Genomic DNA, 21,974 nt, shown 5'->3' with positions numbered 1-21,974 from the left:
CCGACTGTTCAGTGACGCCGCACACTTTCGGTCGACGATTGCGCATGCAATCCGAGGCCGAGGGCAGGTGCTGGCGGTCCCCGAGTGTGACCCGGAGGTCACGCAGGGGCACCGAACAGGAACGGAAGGCAATACCGATCATGGCGGACAGCACGGCACGAGCGACCATCCATGCCGGAGGCGACTGGCTGGCAGCGGTCTCCGGCGCAACACGCGAGATCATCGACCCCGCGGACGGCCTGCCCTTCACCGTGGTCGCCGAGGGCGACGAGAAGGACGCGGAGGCGGCCGTGGCCGCCGCCCGGCACGCCTTCGACGCCGGCGACTGGCCCCGGACCCCCGTCGCCGAGCGCGCCGCCCTGCTCCGCCGGGTCGCCGACCTCCTCGTACGCGACCGCGAACAGCTCGGCCGCCTGGAGAGCCGGGACGCGGGCAAGACCGTCGAGGAGGGCCGCGTCGACATCGACTGCGTCGCCGACGCCTTCCGCTACTTCGCCGACCTGGTCGCCGCGGAGGGCGCGGGCCGGGTGGTCGACGCGGGCTCGGCCGACATCCACAGCGTCGTCGTGTCCGAACCGGTCGGCGTGTGCGCGTTGATCACGCCCTGGAACTACCCGCTCCTCCAGGCGAGTTGGAAGATCGCCCCGGCGCTCGCGGCCGGCAACACCTTCGTGGTCAAGCCGAGCGAGCTCACCCCGCTGACGACGGTCGCGCTGATCGAGCTGCTCGCCGAGGCCGGGCTGCCCGCCGGAGTCGCCAACCTCGTCACCGGCCCCGGCCACACCGTCGGCGCCCGCCTCGCCGAGCACCCCGACGTCGACCTGGTCTCCTTCACCGGCGGCCTGGTCAGCGGCACCAAGGTCGCCCAGGCCGCCGCGCCCACCGTCAAGAAGGTCGCCCTCGAACTGGGCGGCAAGAACCCCAACGTCGTCTTCGCCGACGCCTGCGCCACGCAGGAAGGTTTCGACACCGCCGTCGACCAGGCCCTCAACGCCGCGTTCATCCACAGCGGCCAGGTCTGCTCGGCCGGCGCCCGGCTGATCGTCGAGGAGCCGGTACGGGAGCGGTTCGTCGCCGAACTCGCCCGCCGCGCCGCCCGGATCCGGCTCGGCCGGGGCACCGCGGACGGCGTCGAGTGCGGACCGCTCGTCTCCGAGCAGCAGCGCGCCAAGACCGAGGCGTACGTGGCGTCGGCGCTCGCGGAGGGCGCGGTGCTGCGCGCGGGCGGCAAGCGGCCCGAACCGTCCGCCGACCGCCCGGCCGGCGGCTACTTCTACGAGCCGACCGTCCTCGACCAGTGCCACCGCGGGATGCGGGTCGTGCGCGAGGAGGTCTTCGGCCCGGTCCTCACCGTCGAGACCTTCCGCACCGAGGACGAGGCGGTCGCCCTCGCCAACGACACCGAGTACGGACTCGCGGGCGCCGTGTGGAGCACGGACGCCGGGAAGGCCCGGCGGGTCGCGGGACGGCTGCGGCACGGCACCGTCTGGATCAACGACTTCCACCCCTACCTGCCGCAGGCGGAGTGGGGCGGCTTCGGAAAGAGCGGGACCGGCCGCGAGCTGGGCCCCGCCGGGCTCGCCGAGTACCGCGAGACCAAGCACGTCTACCAGAACCTCGCGCCGAAGCCGGTGCGCTGGTTCGCCGGCTGAGTTCTTCCGACCGCCGTACCGAAGAAGCCTTTTGGAGCTCCCTCCCATGTCCCACACCCCCCACGTCTACGACTACGTCGTCATCGGCGGCGGAACCGCCGGTTCCGTCATAGCCTCCCGCCTCACCGAGAACCCGGACGTCACCGTCGCCGTCATCGAGGGCGGACCCAGCGACGTCGGCCGCGACGACGTCCTCACCCTGCGCCGCTGGATGGGCCTGCTCGGCGGCGAACTGGACTACGACTACCCGACCACCGAGCAGCCGCGCGGCAACTCCCACATCCGGCACAGCCGCGCCCGGGTGCTCGGCGGCTGCTCCAGCCACAACACCCTCATCTCCTTCAAGCCGCTGCCCTCCGACTGGGACGAGTGGGAGGCGGCGGGAGCCAAGGGCTGGGGCGCGGTGCCGATGGAGGCCTACTACGCCCGCCTCCTCAACAACATCGTCCCGGTCGACGAGAAGGACCGGAACGCCATCGCCCGCGACTTCGTCGACGCGGCCCAGGAGGCGCTGGGCGTCCCGCGCGTGGAGGGGTTCAACCGCCGGCCCTTCACCGAGGGCGTCGGCTTCTTCGACCTCGCCTACCACCCCGAGACCAACAAGCGGTCGAGCGCGTCGGTGGCCTACCTCCACCCGGTGCTCGACGAGCGCCCCAACCTGCACCTCCTGCTGGAGACGTGGGCGTACCGCCTGGAGCTGGACGGCACCCGGGCCGAAGGCGTCCACGTCCGCACCAAGGACGGCGAGGAACTCCTCGTACGGGCCCGCAACGAGGTCGTCCTGTGCGCCGGCGCCGTCGACTCCCCGCGCCTCCTGCTCCACTCGGGCATAGGCCCGGCTCCGGACCTCGAAGCCCTCGGCATCCCGGTCGCGCACGACCTCCCGGGCGTCGGCGAGAACCTCCTCGACCACCCCGAGTCGGTGATCGTGTGGGAGACGAACGGCCCGATCCCGGAGAACTCCGCGATGGACTCCGACGCGGGCCTGTTCGTCCGCCGCGACCCCGAACAGGCGGGCCCGGACCTGATGTTCCACTTCTACCAGGTCCCGTTCACCGACAACCCCGAGCGCCTGGGCTACGAACGCCCCGCGCACGGCGTCTCGATGACCCCGAACATCCCCAAACCCCGCAGCCGCGGCCGCCTCTACCTGACCAGCGCCGACCCGTCCGTGAAGCCCGCGCTCGACTTCCGCTACTTCACCGACGAGGACGACTACGACGGCCGCACCCTCGTGGACGGCATCCGCATCGCCCGCGAGATCGCGAAGACCGAGCCGCTGGCGGGCTGGCTGAAGCGCGAGGTGTGCCCCGGCCCGGAGATCCTCGGCGACGCGGAACTGAGCGAGTACGCCCGCAAGGCCGCGCACACCGTCTACCACCCGGCGGGCACCTGCCGGATGGGTGCGGCCGACGATCGACTGGCGGTCGTCGATCCCGAGTTGAGGATCCGCGGCCTGGACGGCATCCGCGTCGCCGACGCCTCCGTCTTCCCGGCCATGCCGGCCGTGAACCCGATGATCGGGGTGCTGATGGTCGGCGAGCGGGCCGTGGACCTCCTGAAGGGCGGTGCGTGATGAGCAGTGCGACCCCTGTCTTCTCCGTCGAGGGCCTGTGGAAGGTGTTCGGCCCCAAGGCCGACCGCGTCCCGGCCGACCCCGAACTGACCGGCCTGTCCCCGGCCGAGCTGCGCACCCGCACCGGCTGCACCGCCGCCGTCCGGGACGTCTCCTTCGACGTGCGCAAGGGTGAGGTCTTCGTGGTGATGGGCCTGTCCGGCTCCGGCAAGTCCACTCTGGTCCGCTGCCTGACCCGGCTCATCGAGCCGACGGCCGGTGCCATCGCCATCGACGGCGAGGACGTCCGCGCGATGGACAAGGGCCGGCTGCGGGAACTTCGCCGGCACCGGGCCGCGATGGTCTTCCAGCACTTCGGGCTCCTTCCGCACCGGTCCGTCCTCGACAACGTGGCGTACGGCCTGGAGATCCAGGGCGTCGGCCGCTCCGAGCGGCGTGCGCGGGCCGCCGAGGTCGTCGCCAAGGTCGGCCTGGAGGGCATGGAGCAGCGCCGCCCCGGCCAGCTGTCCGGCGGTCAGCGCCAACGGGTGGGCCTCGCAAGGGCGTTGGCCGTGGACCCCGAGGTCCTCCTCTTCGACGAGCCGTTCAGCGCGCTCGATCCGCTGATCCGGCGGGACATGCAGGAGGAGGTGGTCCGCCTGCACCGCGAGGAGGGCCGCACCATGGTCTTCATCACCCACGACCTGTCGGAGGCGCTCAAACTCGGCGACCGCATCGCCCTGATGCGGGACGGCAGGGTGGTCCAGCTCGGCACCCCGGAGGAGATCGTCGGCTCCCCGGCCGACGACTACGTCCGCGAGTTCGTCCGCGACGTGCCGCGCGAGCAGGTGATGACGGTTCGGACGGCGATGCGGGAGCCGGGGGAGGCCGGGGAGGGCGACGGCCCTGCGGTCGGCCCGGAGGCGACGGTCGCCGAGGCGATCGAGGTGGTCGCGGGGACCGGCGTCCCCGCGCGGGTCGTGGACGGCGACCGGTGCGTCGGAGTGGTCGACGCGGACACGTTGCTCGGCGTCGTGGCGAAGGGCGATGCGGGCGGTACGTCGGCCGCGGGTGGTCGTGGGCCGGGCGCGCAGTTCCCCGCGCCCCTGGGTGGGGATGCGAGCGGTGGGTCGCAGAGTTCCGCGGCTGCGGGTGGTGGTTCGGCTGCGGGTGGTCGTGGGCCGGTCGCGCAGTTCCCCGTGCCCCTGGGTGGGGATGCGAGCGGTGGGTCGCAGAGTTCCGCGGCTGCGGGTGGTCGTGGGCCGGGCGCGCAGTTCCCCGCGCCCCTGGGTGGGGACGCGGAGGTCCCGCCGGAAGGCAACCCGGCCGTCGGCGTCGCTGACGCCGACTCGGCCGCGGGCGGTCGCACGAGTCCGGAGGACGTCTGATGGCGACGATCAGTGTTCCCGGCCCTCGTCGGGTGACGCTTCCTGCCGGCCGGGCCGCCCGTAAGCTTCTCGCCCTGGCGGTGGCGGCCGCGGTCCTCGTTCCCGTGGCCAACGCCCACTGGGCGTCCGCCCCCTGGCCCAGTCACCTCACCGTCGATCTCTCCTCCCCCCTCACCTCCGCCAGCAACTGGGTCATCGACAACCGGGACACGCACCCCCTTTTCCTCTACTTCTTCGGCTACATCAGCAACGCCGTCGTCCTCACCGTCCGCGCCGTCTACCTCACCCTCCTCGCCGCGGGCTGGCCAGGCGTCACCGTGGTGGCCGCCGCCGTCGCGCACCGTGTCGCGGGGACGCGGCTCGCCGCCGGTACGGCCGCCGCGTTCCTCGCCTGCGGTGCCCTCGGCATGTGGGTCCCGACGATGCAGACCCTCGCGCTGATGGTCGTGGCCGTGCTCGCGTCCGTGGCCGTGGGCCTCATGCTGGGCCTCGGTGGCGGGCTCTCCGACCGGCTGCACCGCGCCCTGCGCCCGGTCCTCGACACCATGCAGGTGCTGCCCGCCTTCGCCTACCTCCTCCCCGTCGTCCTGGTCTTCGGCATCGGCGTCCCCGCGGCCGTCCTCGCCACCGTCGTCTACGCCGCCCCGCCCATGGCCCGGCTCACCGCCCTCGGCCTGCGCGGCGCCGACCCCGAGGTCATGGAGGCCGTCGACTCGCTCGGCGCCACCCGCACGCAGCGGCTGCTGACCGCCCGTATCCCGCTGGCCCGGAAGGAACTCCTCCTCGGCCTCAACCAGACGATCATGATGGCGCTGTCGATGGCGGTCATCGCGTCCGTCATCGGGGCCGGCGGCCTCGGTGACCGCGTCTACCAGGCGCTTGCCTCGGTGGACGTCGGCGCGGCCCTCGCCGCCGGCATTCCGATCGTGCTCCTCGCGGTCGTCCTTGACCGCATCACCGCGGCGGCGGGCGAGCGCGGCGACGTCCGCAAGGCCCCCGCAGGCCTCCTGTACGGCCTCGGTGTCACCGTCGCCGTCGCGCTCGCCGCCCGGCTCCTCGGCCGCCTCGACTGGCCCGCCGCCTGGACCCTGGACTTCGCCGAACCGGTGAACCGTGCCGTCGACTGGATGACCGCCCACCTGTACTCGGGCGTGCCGGTCGTGGGCGGCACCGCCGACTGGGCCGGGCACTTCACCACGTGGGTCCTCGACCCCGTCCGCTCCGGGCTGCAGTGGCTGCCCTGGTGGGCGGTGCTGTTCGTGGTCGCCGCGCTGGCCTGGCTGATCGGCACCTGGCGCACCGCGCTCACCGCCGTCCTGGCGATGGCCGCGATCGGCGTGCTGGGGGTGTGGGAGCCGTCGCTGGACACCCTGTCCCAGGTGCTGGCGGCCGTCGCCGTGACGCTCGTCCTCGGCTTCGCGACCGGCATCGCCGCCGCCCGCAGCGACCGCGTGGAGCGCGCGCTGCGTCCGGTCCTGGACGTGTTCCAGACCATGCCGCAGTTCGTGTATCTGATCCCGGTCGTCGCGCTGTTCGGTGTCGGCCGCGCGCCCGCCGTCGCCGCCGCCGTCGTCTACGCGCTGCCGGCCGTCGTACGGATCACCGCGCAGGGCCTGCGCCAGGTGGACCCCGCCGCCCTGGAGTCCGCACGGTCGCTCGGCGCGACCGGCCGCCAGCAGCTCACCCAGGTCCAACTCCCGCTTGCCCGCCCCGCGTTGCTGCTGGCCGTCAACCAGGGTGTGGTGCTCGTCCTCGCCGTCGTCATCATCGGCGGCCTGGTGGGCGGTGGCGCCCTCGGGTACGACGTCGCCTTCGGTCTCGCCCAGGGCGACCTGGCCACCGGGCTGGTCGCCGGTGCCGCCATCGTCTGCCTGGGGCTGATGCTCGACCGGGTCACCCAGCCCACGGAACGCCGTACGGAGAAGGGAGCATGACCATGCGTCGTACGACACTCGTCGCCGCCGCCTCCGTCCTGGTGCTCGCCACCGGGTGCGGTGCCGCCGACATGACCCGGCAGGCCTCGCCGTTCGCCAACGCGCAGGGGTCGAAGACCGTGACCCTGTCCGTGCAGTCCTGGGTCGGCGCGCAGTCCAACGTGGCCGTCGCCCAGTACCTCCTTGAGCACAAGCTCGGCTATCGCGTCGACACCGTGCAGGTCGACGAGGTGCCGGCCTGGGACGCGCTCAGCCAGGGCCGCGTGGACGCGATCCTGGAGGACTGGGGGCACCCGGACCAGGAGAAGCGGTACGTCGACGACAAGAAGACCATCAGCCGGGGCGGGGAGCTCGGGGTCACCGGGCACATCGGGTGGTTCGTGCCGACCTATCTCGTCAAGCAGCACCCGGACATCACCGACTGGAAGAACCTGAACAAGTACGCCCCGCTCTTCCGCACCGCGGAGAGCGGCGGCAAGGGGCAGCTCCTGGACGGCTCACCGTCGTACGTCACCAACGACAAGGCGCTGGTGAGCAACCTGAAGCTGGACTACCAGGTCGTCTTCGCCGGGTCCGAGGCCGCCCAGATCACCCAGATCAAGCAGTTCGCCAAGGAGAAGAAGCCCTTCCTCACCTACTGGTACGCGCCGCAGTGGCTGTTCAAGAAGGTGCCGATGACCGAGGTGCGGCTGCCCGCGTACAAGGAAGGGTGTGACGCCGACGCGGCCAAGGTCGCCTGCGCGTATCCGCACACCCCGCTGCAGAAGTACCTCAACACCGACTTCGCGCACAGCGGCGGCAGGGCGGCGGCCTTCCTGAAGAAGTTCACGTGGACGACGGAGGACCAGGACCAGGTCTCCCTGATGATCGCCGACCAGAAGCTGAGCCCCGAGGAGGCCGCGAAGAAGTGGGTGGACGGCCACCCCGAGGTGTGGAAGCGCTGGCTGTCCTGAGCCGGCCGCCGGGCCTGCCGCCGCGTCACCGGTCCGGCCGCAGGCCGGTGACCCGAAGGTATGTCCGGCGGTTACCCCTCCGGCCGATGCCCGAGGGAGGCGTACGTGGTCTACACGCGCAAGAACGTCAACAGGCTGACCCGAGCCGAGCGGCGCCGGTTCGTGGACGCGCTGCTGGAGGTCAAACGCCGGGGTGAGTACGACGAGTTCGTGCGGATCCACATCGCGCACAACTCCGCCGACCGGGAACACCGGTTGCGCACCGCCCACATGGCGCCGTCCTTCCTGCCCTGGCACCGCAAGCTGCTGCTCGAACTGGAGCGGGCGCTGCGCAGGGTGGACGCGTCGGTGACGGTGCCGTACTGGGACTGGACCCGGGACCGGGCACCGGACTCCCTGCCGTGGGCCGACGACCTGCTCGGCGGCAACGGACGGCGCTCGGACCGGCAGGTGATGACCGGCCCGTTCGCCTACCGGGCGGGTCGGTGGAAGATCACCGAGAACGTGACCGACGTGCACTACCTCACCCGCGACCTCGGCCATGCCCGCGCCCCGATCCAGCTGCCGACCGGGCGGGACGTCGAGTCCGCGCTGGCCGACCCGGTCTACGACAGCTGGCCCTGGAACTCGGCCGTCACCCGCGGGTACCGCAACAGGCTGGAGGGCTGGGGGAGCGGCCGGGGCAGCGTCTCCTGGCAGAACCACAACCGGGTCCACCACTGGGTCGGCGGGGTGATGGTCAGCGCCGCGTCCGTCAACGACCCGGTCTTCTGGCTGCATCACTCCTTCGTCGACCTGCTGTGGACCCGCTGGCAGCAACGGCACCCCGGCCACACGTACCTTCCGGCCGAGCCCCCGGGCGCGGGTGACCCCCAGCACGGCCGGGTGGTGGCCCGGCACCAGCAACTGCCGCCCTGGACCGTCACTCCGGCCGAACTGGAGGACGTGCGGGGGATCTACGGATACGAGTGAGGCGGTGCGCTTGTCCGTTCGAGATGTCACACGTCCCGCTGAACTCACGGCGACACAGCGATCATCGCGCGCGTACGGCTTGCCGTTGATGACGAAGCTGGTGTCTTCTGCGAAGGAGAGCCACCGTGCGAATTTCTGACATCCAGCGCTGTGAGATCCGGCCCGGACGGCTCGTCGAGTGGAGGTTCAGCCCGGTGACGATCGCGGCCGCGGCGGCACTGCCGCCGGATCCGCGGCCGCCGGCGTACATCCAGGAGTCGCACATCAGAACGGCCCGGTCGGTGCGCGAGGACGGGCTGTTCGTACCGACCTGGCTCGGCGCGGCGTTCGACCTGCCGGGCGAGGTCGATCTCGACGCGCTGGAAGGGGCGTTGCGCGGCTGGACGCTGCGGCACGAGACGCTGCGCAGCGGCTTCCGGTGGGCCGGTGACGACATGCAGCGGTTCACGCTCGCCGAGGGCGACGTGTCCCTGCACCGCGAGGAGGTCGGGGAGTTCACCGACGCGGGGGCGCTCACCCGTTACCTGCAGGATCGGTTCGACGCCGCGGCGGACGCGCTCGGCTGGCCGAACCTCATCTACACGGCGGTCGTGCGCGAGGACTCCACCAGCGTGTACATGGCCTTCGACCACACCAACGTCGACGCCTACTCGATCCACCGGCTCCCGGAGGAGATCAACGGACTGTACGCGGCCGCCGTCGCGGGAAGCCCCGTCACCGGTCCGTCCGTGGGGAGTTACGTCGACTTCTGCGAGCAGGAGCGGGCGAACGCGGACGGCATCGACGACGCCCACGCGATCGTCGCGCGCTGGCGGGAGTTCATCGCCCGGTGCGGCGGCCGGCTCCCGGAGTTCCCCGTCGACCTCGGTCTGGAGCCCGGCGGGGTGCTGCCCACCCAGAAGCTGGTGTGCGAGCCGCTCGTCGACGCCGAGGCCGCCGCCGCGTTCGAGGCGTACTGCCGTCCCTACGGCGGCAGTCTGGTGGGCATCCTGGCCGCCACCAGCCTGATCGTCCACGAACTCGGCGGCCAGCCGGTGTACCGCACCGTCGTGCCGTTCCACACCCGGCTGAAGTCCGCGTGGTCGGACTCGGTGGGCTGGTACGTCGGCGGCGCACCCATCGAGGTGCCCGCGGCCCGGAACCTGGAGACCGCGCTCGACACGGTCCGCGCCGAACTGCGGGCCAACCGGTCCCTGGCCCGCATCCCGCTCGCCCGCGTACTGCGGCTGCTCGGCGCGGACTTCAGGCCGACCTCGCCCGACATGTACTCGATCATCTCGTACGTGGACGCCCGTCTCATCCCCGGCGCGGCCGACTGGGCCGAGCAGAAGGCGTACGGGCTGCTCCGGGTCTCGTACGGCGACCAGGTGTGCGCCTGGGTCAACCGGCTGCACGAGGGACTGTGGTTCGCCTGCCGCTACCCGGACACCGACATCGCCTACAAGAACGTGCGGCGCTACGTCGAGCGGCTGCGGGACCTGATCCTGTCCGTGCCCGCGACCGACCGCCCGCGGCCCGCGGAGCTGGCGCTCTCCTGACCCAACTCCCCCTCCCCATAAGGTGATTATGTGTTGCTATGTCACCCTGGGGATGGATGTCCGTTGTGGAACCCCTTGTCCCGCTACTGCTAGTGTTTATGCAATCACGCTAGGCAACCAATTCGCTGTATGAGCAAAGGACCGAGGGTTCCATGCGCAAGCTTCAGCAGGTCGTGATCGCAGCAGTGGCGGCAGCCGGCGGTCTGTCCGCCGTCGCCGCCGCCCCCGCCGTGGCCGAGTCCTACGACAGTGGGCCGCAGGTGTCCAACCACTACCGCCCCTACCAGGAGTGCAGCCCGCAGACGGTGTCCGAGAATGACGTCCCGATCGGTGTGCTCGGCCTCGCCGACACCCTCGACACCACCTGCGGCCAGTACAACCAGGCCTTCGGCGGCTGAGTTCGGCGGGTGTCCTCACGACAGGAAGCGCATCACATGTTCAGCGGGAAGATCAGCGCGAAGAAGATCGCGGCCGTCTCGGGGCTCGTCGGCGGCCTCGCCGTGGCCTGTGCCGGCCTCGCCCCGGCGTACGCCGCGGCGGGTCCGGGGAAGTGCACCGACGACCTGATGGGCAACCTCACCTGCACCCAGCGGATCAAGGGCGAGGTTCCCGAGGGCGGATCCATTCCGCACCAGGAGACCTGCAAGCCGGTGCAGCCCGTGCAGTTGCCCGCGGTCCTGGGCCAGGGGACGGAGCGGCTCGGGCCCGAGGTGACCTGTTCCCCCGGAACCGTCGGGGTGGCGCCCGTGGAGAAGGGTGACGAGCCGGAGTCGCCCGCCGACCCGTTCGGTGTCATGGGCCGGATCCTTCCGGTCGGCGGCCGGTAGCGCCTATACGGCAGACGGGGCTGATGCGCAACATGGCGGGCGTAGATCCCCGGTTGGCTACGGACGGTGTGTATATGCTCACATTAAGTAGTCGAGCCGGGCGCTATCGCCTGGACCAGAAAGGGTCAATCATGCGTAAGTTTCAGCGCGTCGCACTCGTAGCGGCGACGGTTGCGGGGCTCTCCTTCCTCGGTGCCGGGGTCAGCTCCGCCGCCGGTGGCGAGGACGCGCCTCCGCAGATCACCGCCGTGGCCAACTCGACGGCCAACGCCCTGGCCGTCGGTGGCGGTTACTACGCCACTCCGCAGGCCCAGCCGCAGGCGCAGCCCGAGGCGCAGCCCGAGGCTCAGCCGCAGGAGCAGGGGAACTCCGGCCCCGAGCAGGGCGGTTACGACCAGAACCAGGGTGGCGAGTAAAAACGCACCCCGCACGAACTCGGTATCCCGCGTCGGCGCCGCTTCGGTCCGCTCGCCGGTGTGCTGAGTGACAACCATGGCGAAGGCAGCCCGGACGCACCCCGACTCCGTCGAGGTATGCGTCCGGGCTGCTTTGCGTCGCCCTTCGCAGAGGAAGACAACTCATGTTCACTGCACGGAAGATCGCCACCGTCTCGGGGCTCGTCGGGAGTCTCGCCGCGCTCTGTGTCGGCGCCGGGCACGCCTACGCGGACCCGGCCCCGGGCGACTGCAGGACCACCGCCCAGGGCGGCACCGTCTGTGTGCACAAGAGCGAGACGCGTATCGACAAGAACGGTACGCATGTCCTCAAGCAGGCGCAGGACTGCTCGACCTCGGACCGTCCGCGCGTGGTGTTCCCGGACGACCAGCTGGTGGGTGAGGGATCCCACGGCGTCGGAGAGGTCGTGGACTGCTCCAACAAGGCCGAGCTGCCCAAGGGCTTCAAGAGGCCGCACGTCGAGTTCTGAGGGCCGCGAAAACGAAAGTCCCCGGTTTCCCGGCCATCGGCCGGGAAACCGGGGACTTTCGTTCTGCCCTACTTGCCGAACGCGCTGTTGCTGCAGCCCATGCTCGAACCCAGGGACGACTGCTGCGCACCCGAGTTGCCCTCGCCGTTCAGCAGGTTGCCGCCCAGGCCGTTGAGGATGCCGACCTCGCCGAGGATGTCGAGGTTCAGGTCGTGCGACTTACAGCTGCTGCTCTGCTGGATGTTGAATTCGTCGCCCTTCTTGCCCCAGCCCTGGTCGGCGTGGGCGGCGCCGGCGCCGAGGAGCCCGAAGCTCCCGAAAGCGGTGACGAGAACGGCGGCGGTGCGGAGCTTGTGCATGTCATCTCCGATGAGCGAGGTGGATGTGATCTGCGGGAAATCGCGATCTGTGTCATAAAGGCTGATACGAAATACCCGAGATAACCGCGCGACGCGCCGAGTGCCCCTGTATTTCGCTGCATTGCTGACCCGTCGACACACACGAATGGTCCCGGCGCCGGGCGCCGGGACCATTCAGTGCTGCTGTTGCCGGCCTCAGAAGGCGCTGTTGTTGCAGCCCATCGTCGAACCGAGGTTGGTGGCCTGGGCGCCCGGGTTGCCCTCACCGTTCAGGGCGCTGCCCAGCAGGCCGTTGAGCAGGCCGACCTCGCCGAGGACGTCGAGGTTCAGGTCGTGCGACTTGCAGTGCGAGCTCTGGGTGATGTTGAACTTGTCGCCGTGCCCGTGGCCCTCGCCGCCGGCGTAAGCCGTGCCGCTGACCAGGCCGATGCTGCTGAGGGCGGCGACCAGGACGGCAGCGTTGCGAAGCTTGCGCATGTCATCTCCGTGGAGTGGGGGGTTGCGATCTGTGGAAGATCGACTTTTTACAATTACGGGAGATTAGTACCTAATAGGGCAAATCTGGCAACGACGCGCTGTTCTCTGCGATACACGGCAGAAACACCCGAAGGGTCGAACGCCCGTCAGCCCTGGTACTGCGCGCTGGCAAGGGCGTTCGACTGGCTGTTGGCCTGCGTGCAGTCGACGCCACGGGTCTGCGAGGCGGCGAGCAGGGCGACCGGGACGTTCGCGTCGAGCAGGGACTGCGGGCTGCACTCCTGGTACGGACGGAACAGGTTGTTCTGCTCCACCGGCCCGCCCTGCGCCTGTTGCGGGGCCTGGGGTGAGATCTGGGGGCTGATCTGCGGGTTCAGCTGGGGGTTGAGCTGCGGGGCGACCTCTGTGCCGCGCTGCGGGGCCTGTTGCTGGGCCGGCGTGCCGTACGTCTGCGCGGTCGCCTGGGCGGAGGTGGCCGCGGCGGCCTGGGCGTCCGGCTGCGACAGGGGAGTCGGTCCGGTCCCGTAGGAGACGGGGGCGGCGGAGCTGGGGGCGGCACCGACAGCGGTCAGACCGCCGGCTGCTGCGACGATGAGCGCGACTTGCCGAAACTTGCGCATGAAATCCTCGGCTCTTCATTTGATCTGTGCACGGAACCTGATGAAATGACTGATGCGGCAGCGCGGTTATCGCCTTGCCGCCGCGCCGGGCGGCTGGGATGCCCCTTCGCCCTCACCCCGTGGGGAACGAGAGGCAGGTGGACCCGGATACGGGCGCGCTGTCGTGTCACCCGTTTGCCGAAAGGCATATGAGCGGCAACGTCCGTATCGGTGACGGCAATTGGGTGACGCGCTCCTGAATTCCCGTGACCATCGCCCGGCATTCCTCGTTCCGGTGGGGAGAGGGCAGCGGCCGAGGACCTGACGAGAACGAGGCGAATCGCCGCCGGCTCCGATGCGAAGTTCGCGTGCTGTCCCGGGAGTACCGCTGCTGAAAGTGCAGTGTCATTACCGCACCGTCCGCACGCGCGACCGCACCGAACGCAATGGACTTTCTCATCTCCAGGTATCGAAGGGCCGAGGGTTTCATGCGCAAGCTTCACAAGGCCGCGCTCGTTCTGGCGGCGGCCGGCGGACTGTCCGCCATCGGCGCGGGCGTCAGCTATGCCGACGCTCCCGTCGGATACGGCGGTCCGGCTCCGGCGCCGGCTCCGGACCAGCCGTATCCCCAGGCCCCGCCCCCGGCCCCCGCTCCGCCGCAGGCCCCCTACGCGGCCGGCCAGACCCAGGGCTCGGCCCAGGCGACCGTCCCCGCCTACCCGCAGCAGCAGGCCGCGCCGCCGCCGCAGTACCAGCAGCAGGCGCCGCCGCCCCCGCAGTACCAGCAGGCCCCGCCGCCCCAGCAGTACCCCCAGCAGCAGACCGGTTACGCCGCCGCCTCGGCCTCGTCGCAGGGCTCGGCCCAGGCCACCGCCGCCCCCGCGTACCCGCAGCAGCAGTACGCCCCGGCGCCGCAGTACCAGCAGGCCCCGCCGCCCCAGCAGTACGCCCAGCCGCAGGCCGCCCCCGTCTACCCGCAGCAGCAGTACGCGCCGGCGCCGCAGTACCCCCAGCCCCAGCCGCAGCCCGCCCCGCCGCAGGTCGTACCGCAGGTCATGCCCCAGGTCATGCCGCAGGTCGCCCCGCAGCTGGCCGTTCCCCAGGGCTACGCCCCGGAGGGCCCGACGCGCGTCACCCCGCAGGTGAACCCGCAGGTGAACCCGCAGGTGAACCCGCTCATCAACCCCGTGCTCGGAGCGCCGGGCGTGCCCGGACTCGCACCGGTCGGACTCGGCCAGGTCGCGGCGCCTCCCGTCGGCCAACTGGGGCTTCCCCGCCTCGGCTGACGCCCTCCCGACACCGTCCGTACCTTTCATCGACCCGTAGCGGATCCCCGTCCGCTCGACCAACGGAGAACCCATGCGCAAGCTCCACAAGGCGGTCCTCGTGGGCGCCGTCCTCGGCAGCGTCTGCTCGTTCGGCGGCGGCGCCGCCTTCGCACACGGTGAGCCGGGCCACGACATCGACGTCACGCAGGGCACCGAGTGCCGCTCCCACGACATGAACATCGAGGTGCTCGGCAGCGTCGGCGCCCTCACCGGCCTGGCGGGCAACCTGCTGAACGGCGAGGGGAACCCGGGCGCGCAGCAGAGCCACCTCGGTTCGGACATGGGCTGCAACAACCAGGCGCTCTGACCTGGCAGTCCGCCTCTCTCCTCCCCTCTCTTCTCCCCAGTGATCTCCCCAACGTTTCACCGAGTCCGGGTGACTGCCCGCGACGCGTCCGGAAAGGCAGGTACCCCATGAAGCGGGTTACCCGGAACAGTGTGATCGCCATGGCCGTCGCCTCTGGCGCGATGGCGGTCGCGGGGACGGCGCACGCCGACTCCGCGGCGGAGGGCACCGCGAGCGGCTCGCCCGGAGTGGCGTCCGGCAACACCATCCAGTTGCCGGTGGACATCCCGGTGAACGTCTGCGGGAACACCGTGGACGTGGTCGGGCTGCTGAACCCCGCGATGGGCAACAAGTGCTCCAACGAGGGGCACAAGGCACCGGGCAAGGCGGGCTCCAGCACGTCGGGCCGGTCCACGGCCGACGGAACCGCCCACGACTCGCCGGGAATCCTCTCCGGCGACCTCGTCCAGATCCCGGTCCACGTGCCCGTGAACCTCAGCGGCAACAGCGCGAACCTGGTGGGCGTCCTCAACCCCGTCTTCGGCAACGAGTCGAGCAACGGCTCGGACAAGCCCGACGCGCCGGCACCGTCCACTCCGGCCACACCGTCGACGCCGCGGGTGCACCACGAGCCGCAGCACCCGGTCAAGACGCACCCGAGGACCACCGTCGTGCGCCAGCGGACGACCGGCACGCTCGCCCACACCGGCGCGGCCAGCCCCTGGGCACCGGCCGCCGTGAGCCTGGCCTCCCTGGCGGCCGGCGCGGTGCTCTACCGGCGCTTCCGCCCCGGGACGGGCAGCTCGTACGTCTGACCGGAACCGCGCCCCGCACGGGGCGCCGCGGGTGGCCCCGAGTTCGCCGAGTCCGGCGGGCGCGGGGCCCTCGCCGTCCACGCGGGCGCACATGCGCAGCGGGCCCTCGACGGCCCGGTCCGGATCACCCGTGCTGTCCCGGCGTGTAGTGCCCGGGGACCATGCGGGTCGTCACGGCGAACCGGTTCCAGGAGTTGATCACGATGATCGACGCGATCAGCTGCGTCAGCTGCACCTCGTCGAAGTGCTTCGCGGCCCGCTCGTAGACCTCGTCGGGCACGAAGCCGTCGGTGAGCACCGTGACGGCCTCGGTCAGCTCGATCGCCGCGAGTTCCTGCTCGGTGTAGAAGTGCTTCGACTCCTCCCACGCGCTGAGCTGGACGATCCGCGCGATGCTCTCGCCCGCCGCGAGCGCGTCCTTGGTGTGCATGTCGAGGCAGTACGCGCAGTGGTTGAGCTGCGAGGCGCGGATCTTCACCAGCTCGAACAGCTTGGCGTCCAGGCCCTTACGGGCGGCCCCGTCCAGACGGACCATCGCCTTGTAGACGTCGGGCGCGTGCTGTGCCCAGGCGAGGCGGGGGGTGTGCTCGGGGGCGTACTCGGCGCTTTCCTGATTGCTCATGGTGCCGACACTAGGTGCCAGGCAGCCCAGGGGTATGGTCCATTTCCATGGAGAAAGCATGGGCCACTCCGCCGGCCCGGCCCGCTTCGGCCGCCCGGACCACGCGGGCCGCCCTGGGTATCGACCTGCACCTGGAGCCGGCCGCCGGTCCGGGCCTGCGCCGGGGCCTGACCGACGCGCTGCGCGAGGCCGTGCGCAGCGGCCGGCTGCTCCCCGGCACCCGGCTGCCCTCCTCCCGCTCCCTCGCCGCCGACCTGGCCATCGCCCGCAACACCGTCGCCGACGCCTACGCCGACCTCGTCGCCGAGGGCTGGCTCACCGCCCGGCAGGGCTCCGGCACCCGGGTCGCGACGGGCGTGGCACCGGCACGGCAGCCGGAGCCCCCCGCGGGAACGGCCGCCCACCTGCCCGCCTACGACCTGCGCGCCGGGTTCCCCGACGTCTCCGCGTTCCCGCGCACCGAGTGGCTGAAGGCCGCCCGCCGCGCCCTCACCGCCGCCCCCAACGAGGCCTTCGGCTACGGCGATCCACGCGGCCGCGTGGAACTGCGCACCGCGCTCGCCGCCTACCTCGCCCGCGCCCGGGGTGTGCGCGCCGACCCCGAACGGATCGTGATCTGCGCCGGGTTCTCGCACGGCCTGAGCCTGCTCGGCCGGCTGCTGCGGGCCCGCGGGGCGGACACGGTCGCCGTGGAGTCGTACGGCCTCGACGAGCACTGGCAGCTGCTCACGGCGGCCGGCCTCCGCCAGGTCCCGCTGCCGTTCGACGAACTCGGCACGGACACCCGGGAACTGGACCGGGGACCGGCGGCCGTGCTGCTGACCCCCTCCCACCAGTTCCCGATGGGCGTACCGCTGCACCACGACCGGCGGGCCGCCGTCGTGGACTGGGCGCGGCGCACCGGCGGCCTGGTCCTGGAGGACGACTACGACGGCGAGTTCCGCTACGACCGCCGGCCCGTCGGCGCCCTCCAGGGACTCGCCCCCGACGAGGTGGTCTACCTGGGCACCGCCAGCAAGTCCCTGGCGCCCGGACTGCGGCTGGCCTGGATGGTGCTGCCCCCGGCGGTGGCCGGGCAGGTGGCGGCGGTCAAGGGCGGCGCGGACACCTGCGGGGCACCGGACCAGCTGACCCTGGCCGAGTTCATCACCTCCGGGGGCTACGACCGGCACGTCCGCGCCGCCCGCTCCCGCTACCGGCGGCGCCGGGACGCCCTGGTCCGGGCCCTCGCCGAGCGCGCCCCGGCGATCCGGGTCACCGGCATCGCGGCGGGCCTGCACGCCGTGCTGCTGCTGCCGCCCGGCACCGGGCGCCGGGTGGTCCGGGCCGCCGCCGAACGCGGCCTCGCCGTCGAGGGACTCGTCCCGCGCCACCGCCATCCCGGGGCCGCCGCCGAGGCCCCGGACGCCCTCGTCCTCGGCTACGGCACCCCGCCCGACCACGCCTGGTCGGGCGCGCTGGACATCCTGTGCACGGTGCTGTCCGACCCGGCTGTGACCGGCGTCGCCTGAATTCCCGGACAACGGCCTCCGTAATTGAATTACGGAGGCTAGAGTCTCCCCCATGAGCAATGGCGATCAGATTTCCCGTGTGGCCCTCAAGAAAATCACCCCGGACGTCTCCTCGGCGATGGGTTCCCTGCATGCCGCCGCGGTCACCGCGGCCCAGGAGGCCAAGGTCGAACCGGAAATACTCGAACTGGTCAGAATCCGTGCCTCCCAGCTGAACGGCTGCGCGTTCTGCCTCGACATGCACACGAAGGACGCTCGTGCGCAGGGCGAGACCGAGCAGCGGATCTACGCGCTGGACGCGTGGCGGGAGACGCCGTTCTACAGTGAACGGGAGCGGGCCGCACTGGCGTTGACCGAGGCCGTGACGTTCGTCGCGGACGGCCACGTGCCGGACGCGGTGTACGCGGAGGCCGCCGGGGTCTTCGACGAGGCGCAGGTCGCGGCGCTCGTGTGGGCGGCGACCGTCATCAACGCGTACAACCGGATCGCTATTGCGACGCGGATGGTTCCCGGGGCTTATCAGCCCAAATAGAAACGCGATTTCCGGCCCGGTGGATTATCGCCGGGCCGGTTTTTTTGTGTATTTCGGCCGCAGGCCGGCGGGGGCTGGTCGCGCAGTTCCTCCCCCAGCCTTCGGCCGGGGGTACCCCCAGCGCCCCTGAAGGGGCGCTGTTCAGTCGCGTGTTTCCAGCTGCTCCGGTATCTCCTCGTCGAGCCACTTCCGCCATTCCGGTGCCCGTGTTGCCGTGCCGGCCTTGGTCGGTCCTCCCACCCACCGTGTCACCGGTCTGATTCCGTGCAGGGCGTTGACCAGCCACACCTCGCGGGCCGCCAGCTCGGTGAGGGTGCGTTCGCGGTGGGCGGTGCGGATGCCGGTGTGCTCGGCGCGCTCCCGGATCAGGGCGAGGGTCACGCCGGGGAGTACCGGGAGGCGGGGCGATGGCAGGCAGAGGGTGTCGTCCTCCCACCACAGGACGCTGGTGGTGGCCGCCTCCAGGACCACCCCGGACGGGGTCACCAGCACCGCCTCCTGAGCCCCCGCCTCGGCCGCGCGGGCGCGGAGGCGGGCCAGGGCGTCGAGGTCGGGGCCCTTGCGGCGGGGCACGGTGCGCGGGTCCGGCTGGCCGGTCGCCCAGACCTCGACCGTGGTGCCGAGCGGCGGGGCGGGCCGCAGCCGCAGCCGTACGTGGTGGAGGGTGAGTTCGACGCGGGGGAACCAGGCGCCGGCGCGGGGCAGCGCGGCCGTCATGGCCCGCCAGAACTCCAGCAGCCGGTACTCCGGCGGCCCGCCGCACTCGCCGCAGGACCGCACGAAGCGGTCCCGGTGCCGGTCGAGGCCGCGCACCCGGCCGTCCCGCACCAGCCAGGAGTCCGCGACCAGCAGCGGCTCACCGGGTCCGGGGTCCTCGACGGGCCGCAGCCCCGCGGCCGGTGACCACGCGAACACGCCTTCCGCCACCGCCGGTCGTGTCATGACTCCTCCTTCGCCGCCCTCAGTATTTCCGGCCCGACAGCGCCGCCGCCCCGCCCCGCGGCCCGTACGGGGCGTGCTCCAGCCAGGAGCCGCAGGACGGCAGGACCGGCGCCAGCGCCGCCGCCGCGCGCTGCCGCAGCCGGACGGTCCGGCGCCGGGGCCGCAGCTGGTCCAGGGCGGCCCCGGCCGCCTCGCTGTTGAACAGCGCGGCGGCCCGCCGTACCACCGCGAAGTCCGCCACCGTGCCGTTCGCGACGGCCTCCGCCGCGGCCGCCGCGTCGGCGATCCCGCTGTTCATGCCCCGCGCCCCGAACGGCGGGAAGAGGTGTGCGGCCTCCCCGGCGAGCAGCACCCGCCGGTGCGGGTCGGTGAAGGAGGCCGCGACCTTGCGCAGGAAGCGGTACGTCGACACCCACAGGATCCGGTCCGCGTAGCCCTCGCCGACCACCCCGGGCAGCCAGCGGCGGACGGCCTCCTCGGTGCCGTACTCCTCCGCCCGGTCGTGGGCGTGGCACTGGAGGTCCACCTGGAAGCCCCCGGTGAAGGGCACCCGCATCACGCTGCGGCCGCCGACGCCGGGGTGCTCGTAGTGGAAGACCCGTTCCAGGGGCAGTTCGGCGCCCGGCCGGTCCGCGACGTCGACGACCACGTGGAAGCCCTCGCCGTGCGTGCCCTCCATGGGAATGCCGAGCCCGGCCCGCACGGCGGAGCGCGCGCCGTCCGCCGCGATCGCGTGGCCGCACGTCAGCTCCCGGCCGTCGGCGCAGCTCAGCGACACGTCCGAGGCGGTGGTGCGGACGCCGATCACGCGCGCGTTCCACGCGAACTCCACGCCCGCCGCCGCGCACGCGTCCCGCAGGAACCGTTCGGTGTCCACCTGGCGCAGGCTGGTGAAGGGCGGCCGTCCGGAGGGGGGCGGGAAGGTGCGGGAGTACACCTCCCGCCCCCGGTACAGGGTGCGCCTGGTGTGCCAGGTCCGGCCGTACGAGGTGATCTCCCCGGCCAGCCCCGGCCGCATCGCGTCGAGCAGCGCGAGGGTCTCGCGGTGGACGAACAGGGCGCGGCTGCCCGGCCGTTCACGGTCCTCGGGGTCGGCTTCGAGGAGCAGCACCGGCAGCCCGTGCGCGCGCAGCGCAAGCGCCGCCGACAGGCCCACAGGACCGGCACCGACCACGACGGCCGGGGTCACGTGCGCGCCCCCTCCGCCAGCATGCGGGTGATCTCCACCCGCTTCACCTTCCAGGTCGCCGTCATCGGCAGTTCCTCGAACCGCCACTGCCGCGGCTCCGCCATCGCCGGCAGGTCGGCGGTCGCCGCCCGCCACCGCTCGGGGTCCAGCGGCCGTTCCCCGCGCACGCACACCACCGGCACCGGCTCCCTCTCCGCGCCCGGCACGATGACCACCTCACGCAGTTCCTCCAGCCGGTCCATCAGGGTGTCCTCCACCTCCAGGTTGCTGCGCACGGAGTCGATCCGGTCGATCTCCCGGTCGGTCAGGTACAGCGCGCCCAGCCGGTTCCGGTAGCCCATGTCGCCCATCTGCCACCACTCGCCGTCCAGTTGGCGCTCGTACTGCTCACGGGCGCCGAGGTAGGTGAGGATGCGGCCCCGGGTACGGGCCTCGATCCGGCCGGGGGTGCCGGGCGCGGCGGGCCGCCCGTCGGGGCCGGTGACGCGGACGCTGGTGAAGCCCGGGATCCCGATCCCGACCCGGCGCCCGTCGGCGCGGGACACGCTCCGGCGGGTGAACCACTGGAAGGCGACCGGACCGGTCTCGCTCTGCCCGTACAGCTGGAGCAGCCACGGGCTGCGCCGCTTCGAGGCGTCGAGCAGCCGCCGTACCGTGCGCGGGTGGATGGCGTCGAAGGTCGAGCCGTACGACTTCACGCGGGAGAGCGGGGCGCCGGGCGCGTCCGCCAGTTCCTCCCACAGGACGAAGGTGTTGGGGTGGGTCTCGACGATGCCGGGCCGGTGCCGGGCCAGCATCGGGCCGACCTTCGCCGGGTCCGGGTCGGTGATCAGCAGCAGCGGGCTGCCGTAGTGCAGCAGGACGCCGAGCAGGTGGTAGAAGCGGGAGTGCACGAAGGACATGTGCAGGGCCGCGACCTCGCCGCGGGTGGGCCAGCCCATCGCCTGCTGCGGGACCAGTCGGTTCCACATGGTCTGCGGGCAGTGCACGGCGAGCTTGGGGACGCCGGTGGTGCCGGAGCTGTGGGTGATCAGGGCGGGTTCGCGCGGGTGCAGCCGGATCGGCGGCGGGACCTTCGCGCCGGTGTGCTCCGCCAGCGACACCACACCGGGCACGCTGTCGACGGTGAGGGTCTGCCGGACCAGGCCCGTGACCTCCAGGCCGGCCAGTTTCGCCGCGTCCGTGACCAGCCACGGCTGCCGGAGCCGGGCGAGCAGCCTGCCGACCGTCTCGCCGGACAGCGCGGGGGAGAGCAGCACGGGCACCGCGCCGATCCGGGAGACCGCGCAGGTCAGCAGCACGATGTCGACGTTGTCGGTCTTGTGCACGACGACCTGCTCGGCCGGTCGTACCCCGGCCGCCCACAGCCGTGCCGACAACTCCTCGACGGCGTCGGCCAGTTCCGGGTAGCTCAGCCGGACGCCGAGGTCCGGATGGGTGTCCAGGGGCCGGTCCAGGGTGACGAACACCCCGCCGTGCCGGTCGGCGGCCCGCCGGAACAGCGGGCCGAGGTAGAAGCCGCGGTCGCCGATCAGGGACTCCTGCATGGAGACGGTCCTCTCAGTCATGG

23 protein-coding genes are annotated in these 21,974 nt (G+C 71.9%); 16 read left to right on the top strand and 7 right to left on the bottom strand.

Annotated elements, in window-relative coordinates; genetic code table 11:
* Nucleotides 1-140 precede the first annotated feature (140 nt).
* The 11 genes from ACIQVL_RS13515 to ACIQVL_RS13465 all read left to right on the top strand — a co-directional run bounded on the left by ACIQVL_RS13515 (nt 141) and on the right by ACIQVL_RS13465 (nt 11,744).
* Complete coding sequence (locus ACIQVL_RS13515; protein WP_403475370.1) at nt 141-1,652, top strand: aldehyde dehydrogenase family protein; 1,512 nt, start codon at nt 141-143, stop codon at nt 1,650-1,652.
* A gap of 46 nt (nt 1,653-1,698) precedes the next feature.
* Nucleotides 1,699-3,228 carry a GMC family oxidoreductase gene (locus tag ACIQVL_RS13510; protein WP_403438361.1) on the top strand — a complete coding sequence of 510 codons (1,530 nt, stop codon included), beginning with the start codon at nt 1,699-1,701 and terminating at the stop codon, nt 3,226-3,228.
* Nucleotides 3,228-4,595, top strand: coding sequence for a glycine betaine/L-proline ABC transporter ATP-binding protein (locus ACIQVL_RS13505; protein ID WP_403475369.1), 1,368 nt, complete (start codon nt 3,228-3,230; stop codon nt 4,593-4,595). The genes ACIQVL_RS13510 and ACIQVL_RS13505 overlap by 1 nt, the downstream gene beginning before the upstream one ends.
* Nucleotides 4,595-6,529: an ABC transporter permease gene (locus tag ACIQVL_RS13500; RefSeq protein ID WP_403475368.1), complete on the top strand. Its 1,935-nt coding sequence runs from the start codon at nt 4,595-4,597 to the stop codon at nt 6,527-6,529. Before ACIQVL_RS13505 ends, ACIQVL_RS13500 begins: the two co-directional genes overlap by 1 nt.
* 2 nt (nt 6,530-6,531) lie before the next feature.
* On the top strand, nt 6,532-7,482 hold the full coding sequence (locus ACIQVL_RS13495; protein ID WP_403438356.1) for an ABC transporter substrate-binding protein: 951 nt from the start codon (nt 6,532-6,534) through the stop codon (nt 7,480-7,482).
* A 105-nt stretch (nt 7,483-7,587) separates the two neighbouring features.
* Nucleotides 7,588-8,454 (top strand): tyrosinase family protein, encoded by an 867-nt coding sequence (locus ACIQVL_RS13490; protein WP_403438353.1) that lies wholly within the window; start codon nt 7,588-7,590, stop codon nt 8,452-8,454.
* 125 nt (nt 8,455-8,579) lie between these two features.
* Entirely contained in the window at nt 8,580-9,992 is a 1,413-nt protein-coding gene (locus tag ACIQVL_RS13485; protein WP_403438352.1) for a condensation domain-containing protein, read from the top strand.
* Between the two features lie 152 nt (nt 9,993-10,144).
* Entirely contained in the window at nt 10,145-10,390 is a 246-nt protein-coding gene (locus tag ACIQVL_RS13480) for a hypothetical protein (RefSeq protein ID WP_093499536.1), read from the top strand.
* A 36-nt stretch (nt 10,391-10,426) separates the two neighbouring features.
* The gene (locus tag ACIQVL_RS13475) at nt 10,427-10,819 is read left to right on the top strand and encodes a hypothetical protein (protein ID WP_403438349.1); all 393 of its coding nucleotides are present in this window, start codon (nt 10,427-10,429) and stop codon (nt 10,817-10,819) included.
* A gap of 131 nt (nt 10,820-10,950) precedes the next feature.
* Nucleotides 10,951-11,235 (top strand): hypothetical protein, encoded by a 285-nt coding sequence (locus ACIQVL_RS13470; RefSeq protein WP_403475367.1) that lies wholly within the window; start codon nt 10,951-10,953, stop codon nt 11,233-11,235.
* 164 nt (nt 11,236-11,399) lie between these two features.
* Complete coding sequence (locus tag ACIQVL_RS13465; RefSeq protein ID WP_403438344.1) at nt 11,400-11,744, top strand: hypothetical protein; 345 nt, start codon at nt 11,400-11,402, stop codon at nt 11,742-11,744.
* Between the two features lie 68 nt (nt 11,745-11,812).
* Here the strand turns inward: ACIQVL_RS13465 and ACIQVL_RS13460 are convergent, their stop codons facing one another.
* From ACIQVL_RS13460 to ACIQVL_RS13450, 3 genes are all read right to left on the bottom strand, one after another.
* On the bottom strand, nt 11,813-12,103 hold the full coding sequence (locus ACIQVL_RS13460; RefSeq protein ID WP_093499533.1) for a hypothetical protein: 291 nt from the start codon (nt 12,101-12,103) through the stop codon (nt 11,813-11,815).
* A gap of 195 nt (nt 12,104-12,298) precedes the next feature.
* Complete coding sequence (locus ACIQVL_RS13455; protein WP_294007180.1) at nt 12,299-12,580, bottom strand: hypothetical protein; 282 nt, start codon at nt 12,578-12,580, stop codon at nt 12,299-12,301.
* Nucleotides 12,581-12,726: 146 nt separating this feature from the next.
* Complete coding sequence (locus ACIQVL_RS13450; protein WP_366363803.1) at nt 12,727-13,200, bottom strand: hypothetical protein; 474 nt, start codon at nt 13,198-13,200, stop codon at nt 12,727-12,729.
* A 467-nt stretch (nt 13,201-13,667) separates the two neighbouring features.
* Between ACIQVL_RS13450 and ACIQVL_RS13445 the strand changes: the two genes are divergently transcribed.
* The 3 genes from ACIQVL_RS13445 (at nt 13,668) to ACIQVL_RS13435 (ending at nt 15,608) form a co-directional block, all read left to right on the top strand.
* Nucleotides 13,668-14,465, top strand: a complete 798-nt coding sequence (locus tag ACIQVL_RS13445) for a hypothetical protein (protein ID WP_403475366.1) — start codon at nt 13,668-13,670, stop codon at nt 14,463-14,465.
* Nucleotides 14,466-14,538: 73 nt separating this feature from the next.
* The gene (locus tag ACIQVL_RS13440; protein ID WP_403438340.1) at nt 14,539-14,814 is read left to right on the top strand and encodes a hypothetical protein; all 276 of its coding nucleotides are present in this window, start codon (nt 14,539-14,541) and stop codon (nt 14,812-14,814) included.
* Between the two features lie 140 nt (nt 14,815-14,954).
* Complete coding sequence (locus tag ACIQVL_RS13435) at nt 14,955-15,608, top strand: chaplin (RefSeq protein ID WP_403438338.1); 654 nt, start codon at nt 14,955-14,957, stop codon at nt 15,606-15,608.
* A gap of 124 nt (nt 15,609-15,732) precedes the next feature.
* Here the strand turns inward: ACIQVL_RS13435 and ACIQVL_RS13430 are convergent, their stop codons facing one another.
* Entirely contained in the window at nt 15,733-16,230 is a 498-nt protein-coding gene (locus tag ACIQVL_RS13430) for a carboxymuconolactone decarboxylase family protein (RefSeq protein WP_403475365.1), read from the bottom strand.
* Nucleotides 16,231-16,277: 47 nt separating this feature from the next.
* Here ACIQVL_RS13430 and ACIQVL_RS13425 point away from each other — a divergent pair, with 47 nt between their 5' ends.
* Both ACIQVL_RS13425 and ACIQVL_RS13420 read left to right on the top strand, forming a co-directional pair.
* A complete protein-coding gene (locus tag ACIQVL_RS13425) occupies nt 16,278-17,741 on the top strand; it encodes a PLP-dependent aminotransferase family protein (RefSeq protein ID WP_403475364.1) in 1,464 nt (487 codons plus the stop codon).
* Between the two features lie 52 nt (nt 17,742-17,793).
* Nucleotides 17,794-18,273, top strand: coding sequence for a carboxymuconolactone decarboxylase family protein (locus tag ACIQVL_RS13420; RefSeq protein ID WP_403438332.1), 480 nt, complete (start codon nt 17,794-17,796; stop codon nt 18,271-18,273).
* Between the two features lie 141 nt (nt 18,274-18,414).
* Here the strand turns inward: ACIQVL_RS13420 and ACIQVL_RS13415 are convergent, their stop codons facing one another.
* The 3 genes from ACIQVL_RS13415 to ACIQVL_RS13405 are packed head-to-tail and all read right to left on the bottom strand — an operon-like array spanning nt 18,415 to nt 21,972.
* Nucleotides 18,415-19,215, bottom strand: coding sequence for an aminotransferase class IV (locus tag ACIQVL_RS13415; protein WP_403475363.1), 801 nt, complete (start codon nt 19,213-19,215; stop codon nt 18,415-18,417).
* 19 nt (nt 19,216-19,234) lie between these two features.
* A complete protein-coding gene (locus ACIQVL_RS13410) occupies nt 19,235-20,404 on the bottom strand; it encodes an FAD-dependent monooxygenase (RefSeq protein ID WP_403438327.1) in 1,170 nt (389 codons plus the stop codon).
* Complete coding sequence (locus tag ACIQVL_RS13405; RefSeq protein ID WP_403475362.1) at nt 20,401-21,972, bottom strand: class I adenylate-forming enzyme family protein; 1,572 nt, start codon at nt 21,970-21,972, stop codon at nt 20,401-20,403. The genes ACIQVL_RS13410 and ACIQVL_RS13405 overlap by 4 nt, the downstream gene beginning before the upstream one ends.
* Between the last annotated feature and the right edge of the window lie 2 nt (nt 21,973-21,974).

The sequence above is a fragment of the Streptomyces sp. NPDC090499 genome (assembly GCF_044769305.1).
In the GTDB taxonomy this organism is placed as follows: domain Bacteria; phylum Actinomycetota; class Actinomycetes; order Streptomycetales; family Streptomycetaceae; genus Streptomyces.
The sequence above is the reverse complement of the archived record's forward strand: the minus strand, read 5'-3'. Positions and strand labels throughout refer to the sequence as shown.

Coding starts and splice junctions, on each gene's coding strand:
- ACIQVL_RS13440 (WP_403438340.1), top strand. CDS start 14,539: ATGCGCAAGCTCCACAAGGCGGTCCTCGTGGGCGCCGTCCTCGGCAGC.
- ACIQVL_RS13435 (WP_403438338.1), top strand. CDS start 14,955: ATGGCCGTCGCCTCTGGCGCGATGGCGGTCGCGGGGACGGCGCACGCC.
- ACIQVL_RS13515 (WP_403475370.1), top strand. CDS start 141: ATGGCGGACAGCACGGCACGAGCGACCATCCATGCCGGAGGCGACTGG.
- ACIQVL_RS13495 (WP_403438356.1), top strand. CDS start 6,532: ATGCGTCGTACGACACTCGTCGCCGCCGCCTCCGTCCTGGTGCTCGCC.
- ACIQVL_RS13475 (WP_403438349.1), top strand. CDS start 10,427: ATGTTCAGCGGGAAGATCAGCGCGAAGAAGATCGCGGCCGTCTCGGGG.
- ACIQVL_RS13455 (WP_294007180.1), bottom strand. CDS start 12,580: ATGCGCAAGCTTCGCAACGCTGCCGTCCTGGTCGCCGCCCTCAGCAGC.
- ACIQVL_RS13470 (WP_403475367.1), top strand. CDS start 10,951: ATGCGTAAGTTTCAGCGCGTCGCACTCGTAGCGGCGACGGTTGCGGGG.
- ACIQVL_RS13445 (WP_403475366.1), top strand. CDS start 13,668: ATGCGCAAGCTTCACAAGGCCGCGCTCGTTCTGGCGGCGGCCGGCGGA.
- ACIQVL_RS13460 (WP_093499533.1), bottom strand. CDS start 12,103: ATGCACAAGCTCCGCACCGCCGCCGTTCTCGTCACCGCTTTCGGGAGC.
- ACIQVL_RS13430 (WP_403475365.1), bottom strand. CDS start 16,230: ATGAGCAATCAGGAAAGCGCCGAGTACGCCCCCGAGCACACCCCCCGC.
- ACIQVL_RS13510 (WP_403438361.1), top strand. CDS start 1,699: ATGTCCCACACCCCCCACGTCTACGACTACGTCGTCATCGGCGGCGGA.
- ACIQVL_RS13465 (WP_403438344.1), top strand. CDS start 11,400: ATGTTCACTGCACGGAAGATCGCCACCGTCTCGGGGCTCGTCGGGAGT.
- ACIQVL_RS13405 (WP_403475362.1), bottom strand. CDS start 21,972: ATGACTGAGAGGACCGTCTCCATGCAGGAGTCCCTGATCGGCGACCGC.
- ACIQVL_RS13425 (WP_403475364.1), top strand. CDS start 16,278: ATGGAGAAAGCATGGGCCACTCCGCCGGCCCGGCCCGCTTCGGCCGCC.
- ACIQVL_RS13420 (WP_403438332.1), top strand. CDS start 17,794: ATGAGCAATGGCGATCAGATTTCCCGTGTGGCCCTCAAGAAAATCACC.
- ACIQVL_RS13415 (WP_403475363.1), bottom strand. CDS start 19,215: ATGACACGACCGGCGGTGGCGGAAGGCGTGTTCGCGTGGTCACCGGCC.
- ACIQVL_RS13480 (WP_093499536.1), top strand. CDS start 10,145: ATGCGCAAGCTTCAGCAGGTCGTGATCGCAGCAGTGGCGGCAGCCGGC.
- ACIQVL_RS13450 (WP_366363803.1), bottom strand. CDS start 13,200: ATGCGCAAGTTTCGGCAAGTCGCGCTCATCGTCGCAGCAGCCGGCGGT.
- ACIQVL_RS13500 (WP_403475368.1), top strand. CDS start 4,595: ATGGCGACGATCAGTGTTCCCGGCCCTCGTCGGGTGACGCTTCCTGCC.
- ACIQVL_RS13505 (WP_403475369.1), top strand. CDS start 3,228: ATGAGCAGTGCGACCCCTGTCTTCTCCGTCGAGGGCCTGTGGAAGGTG.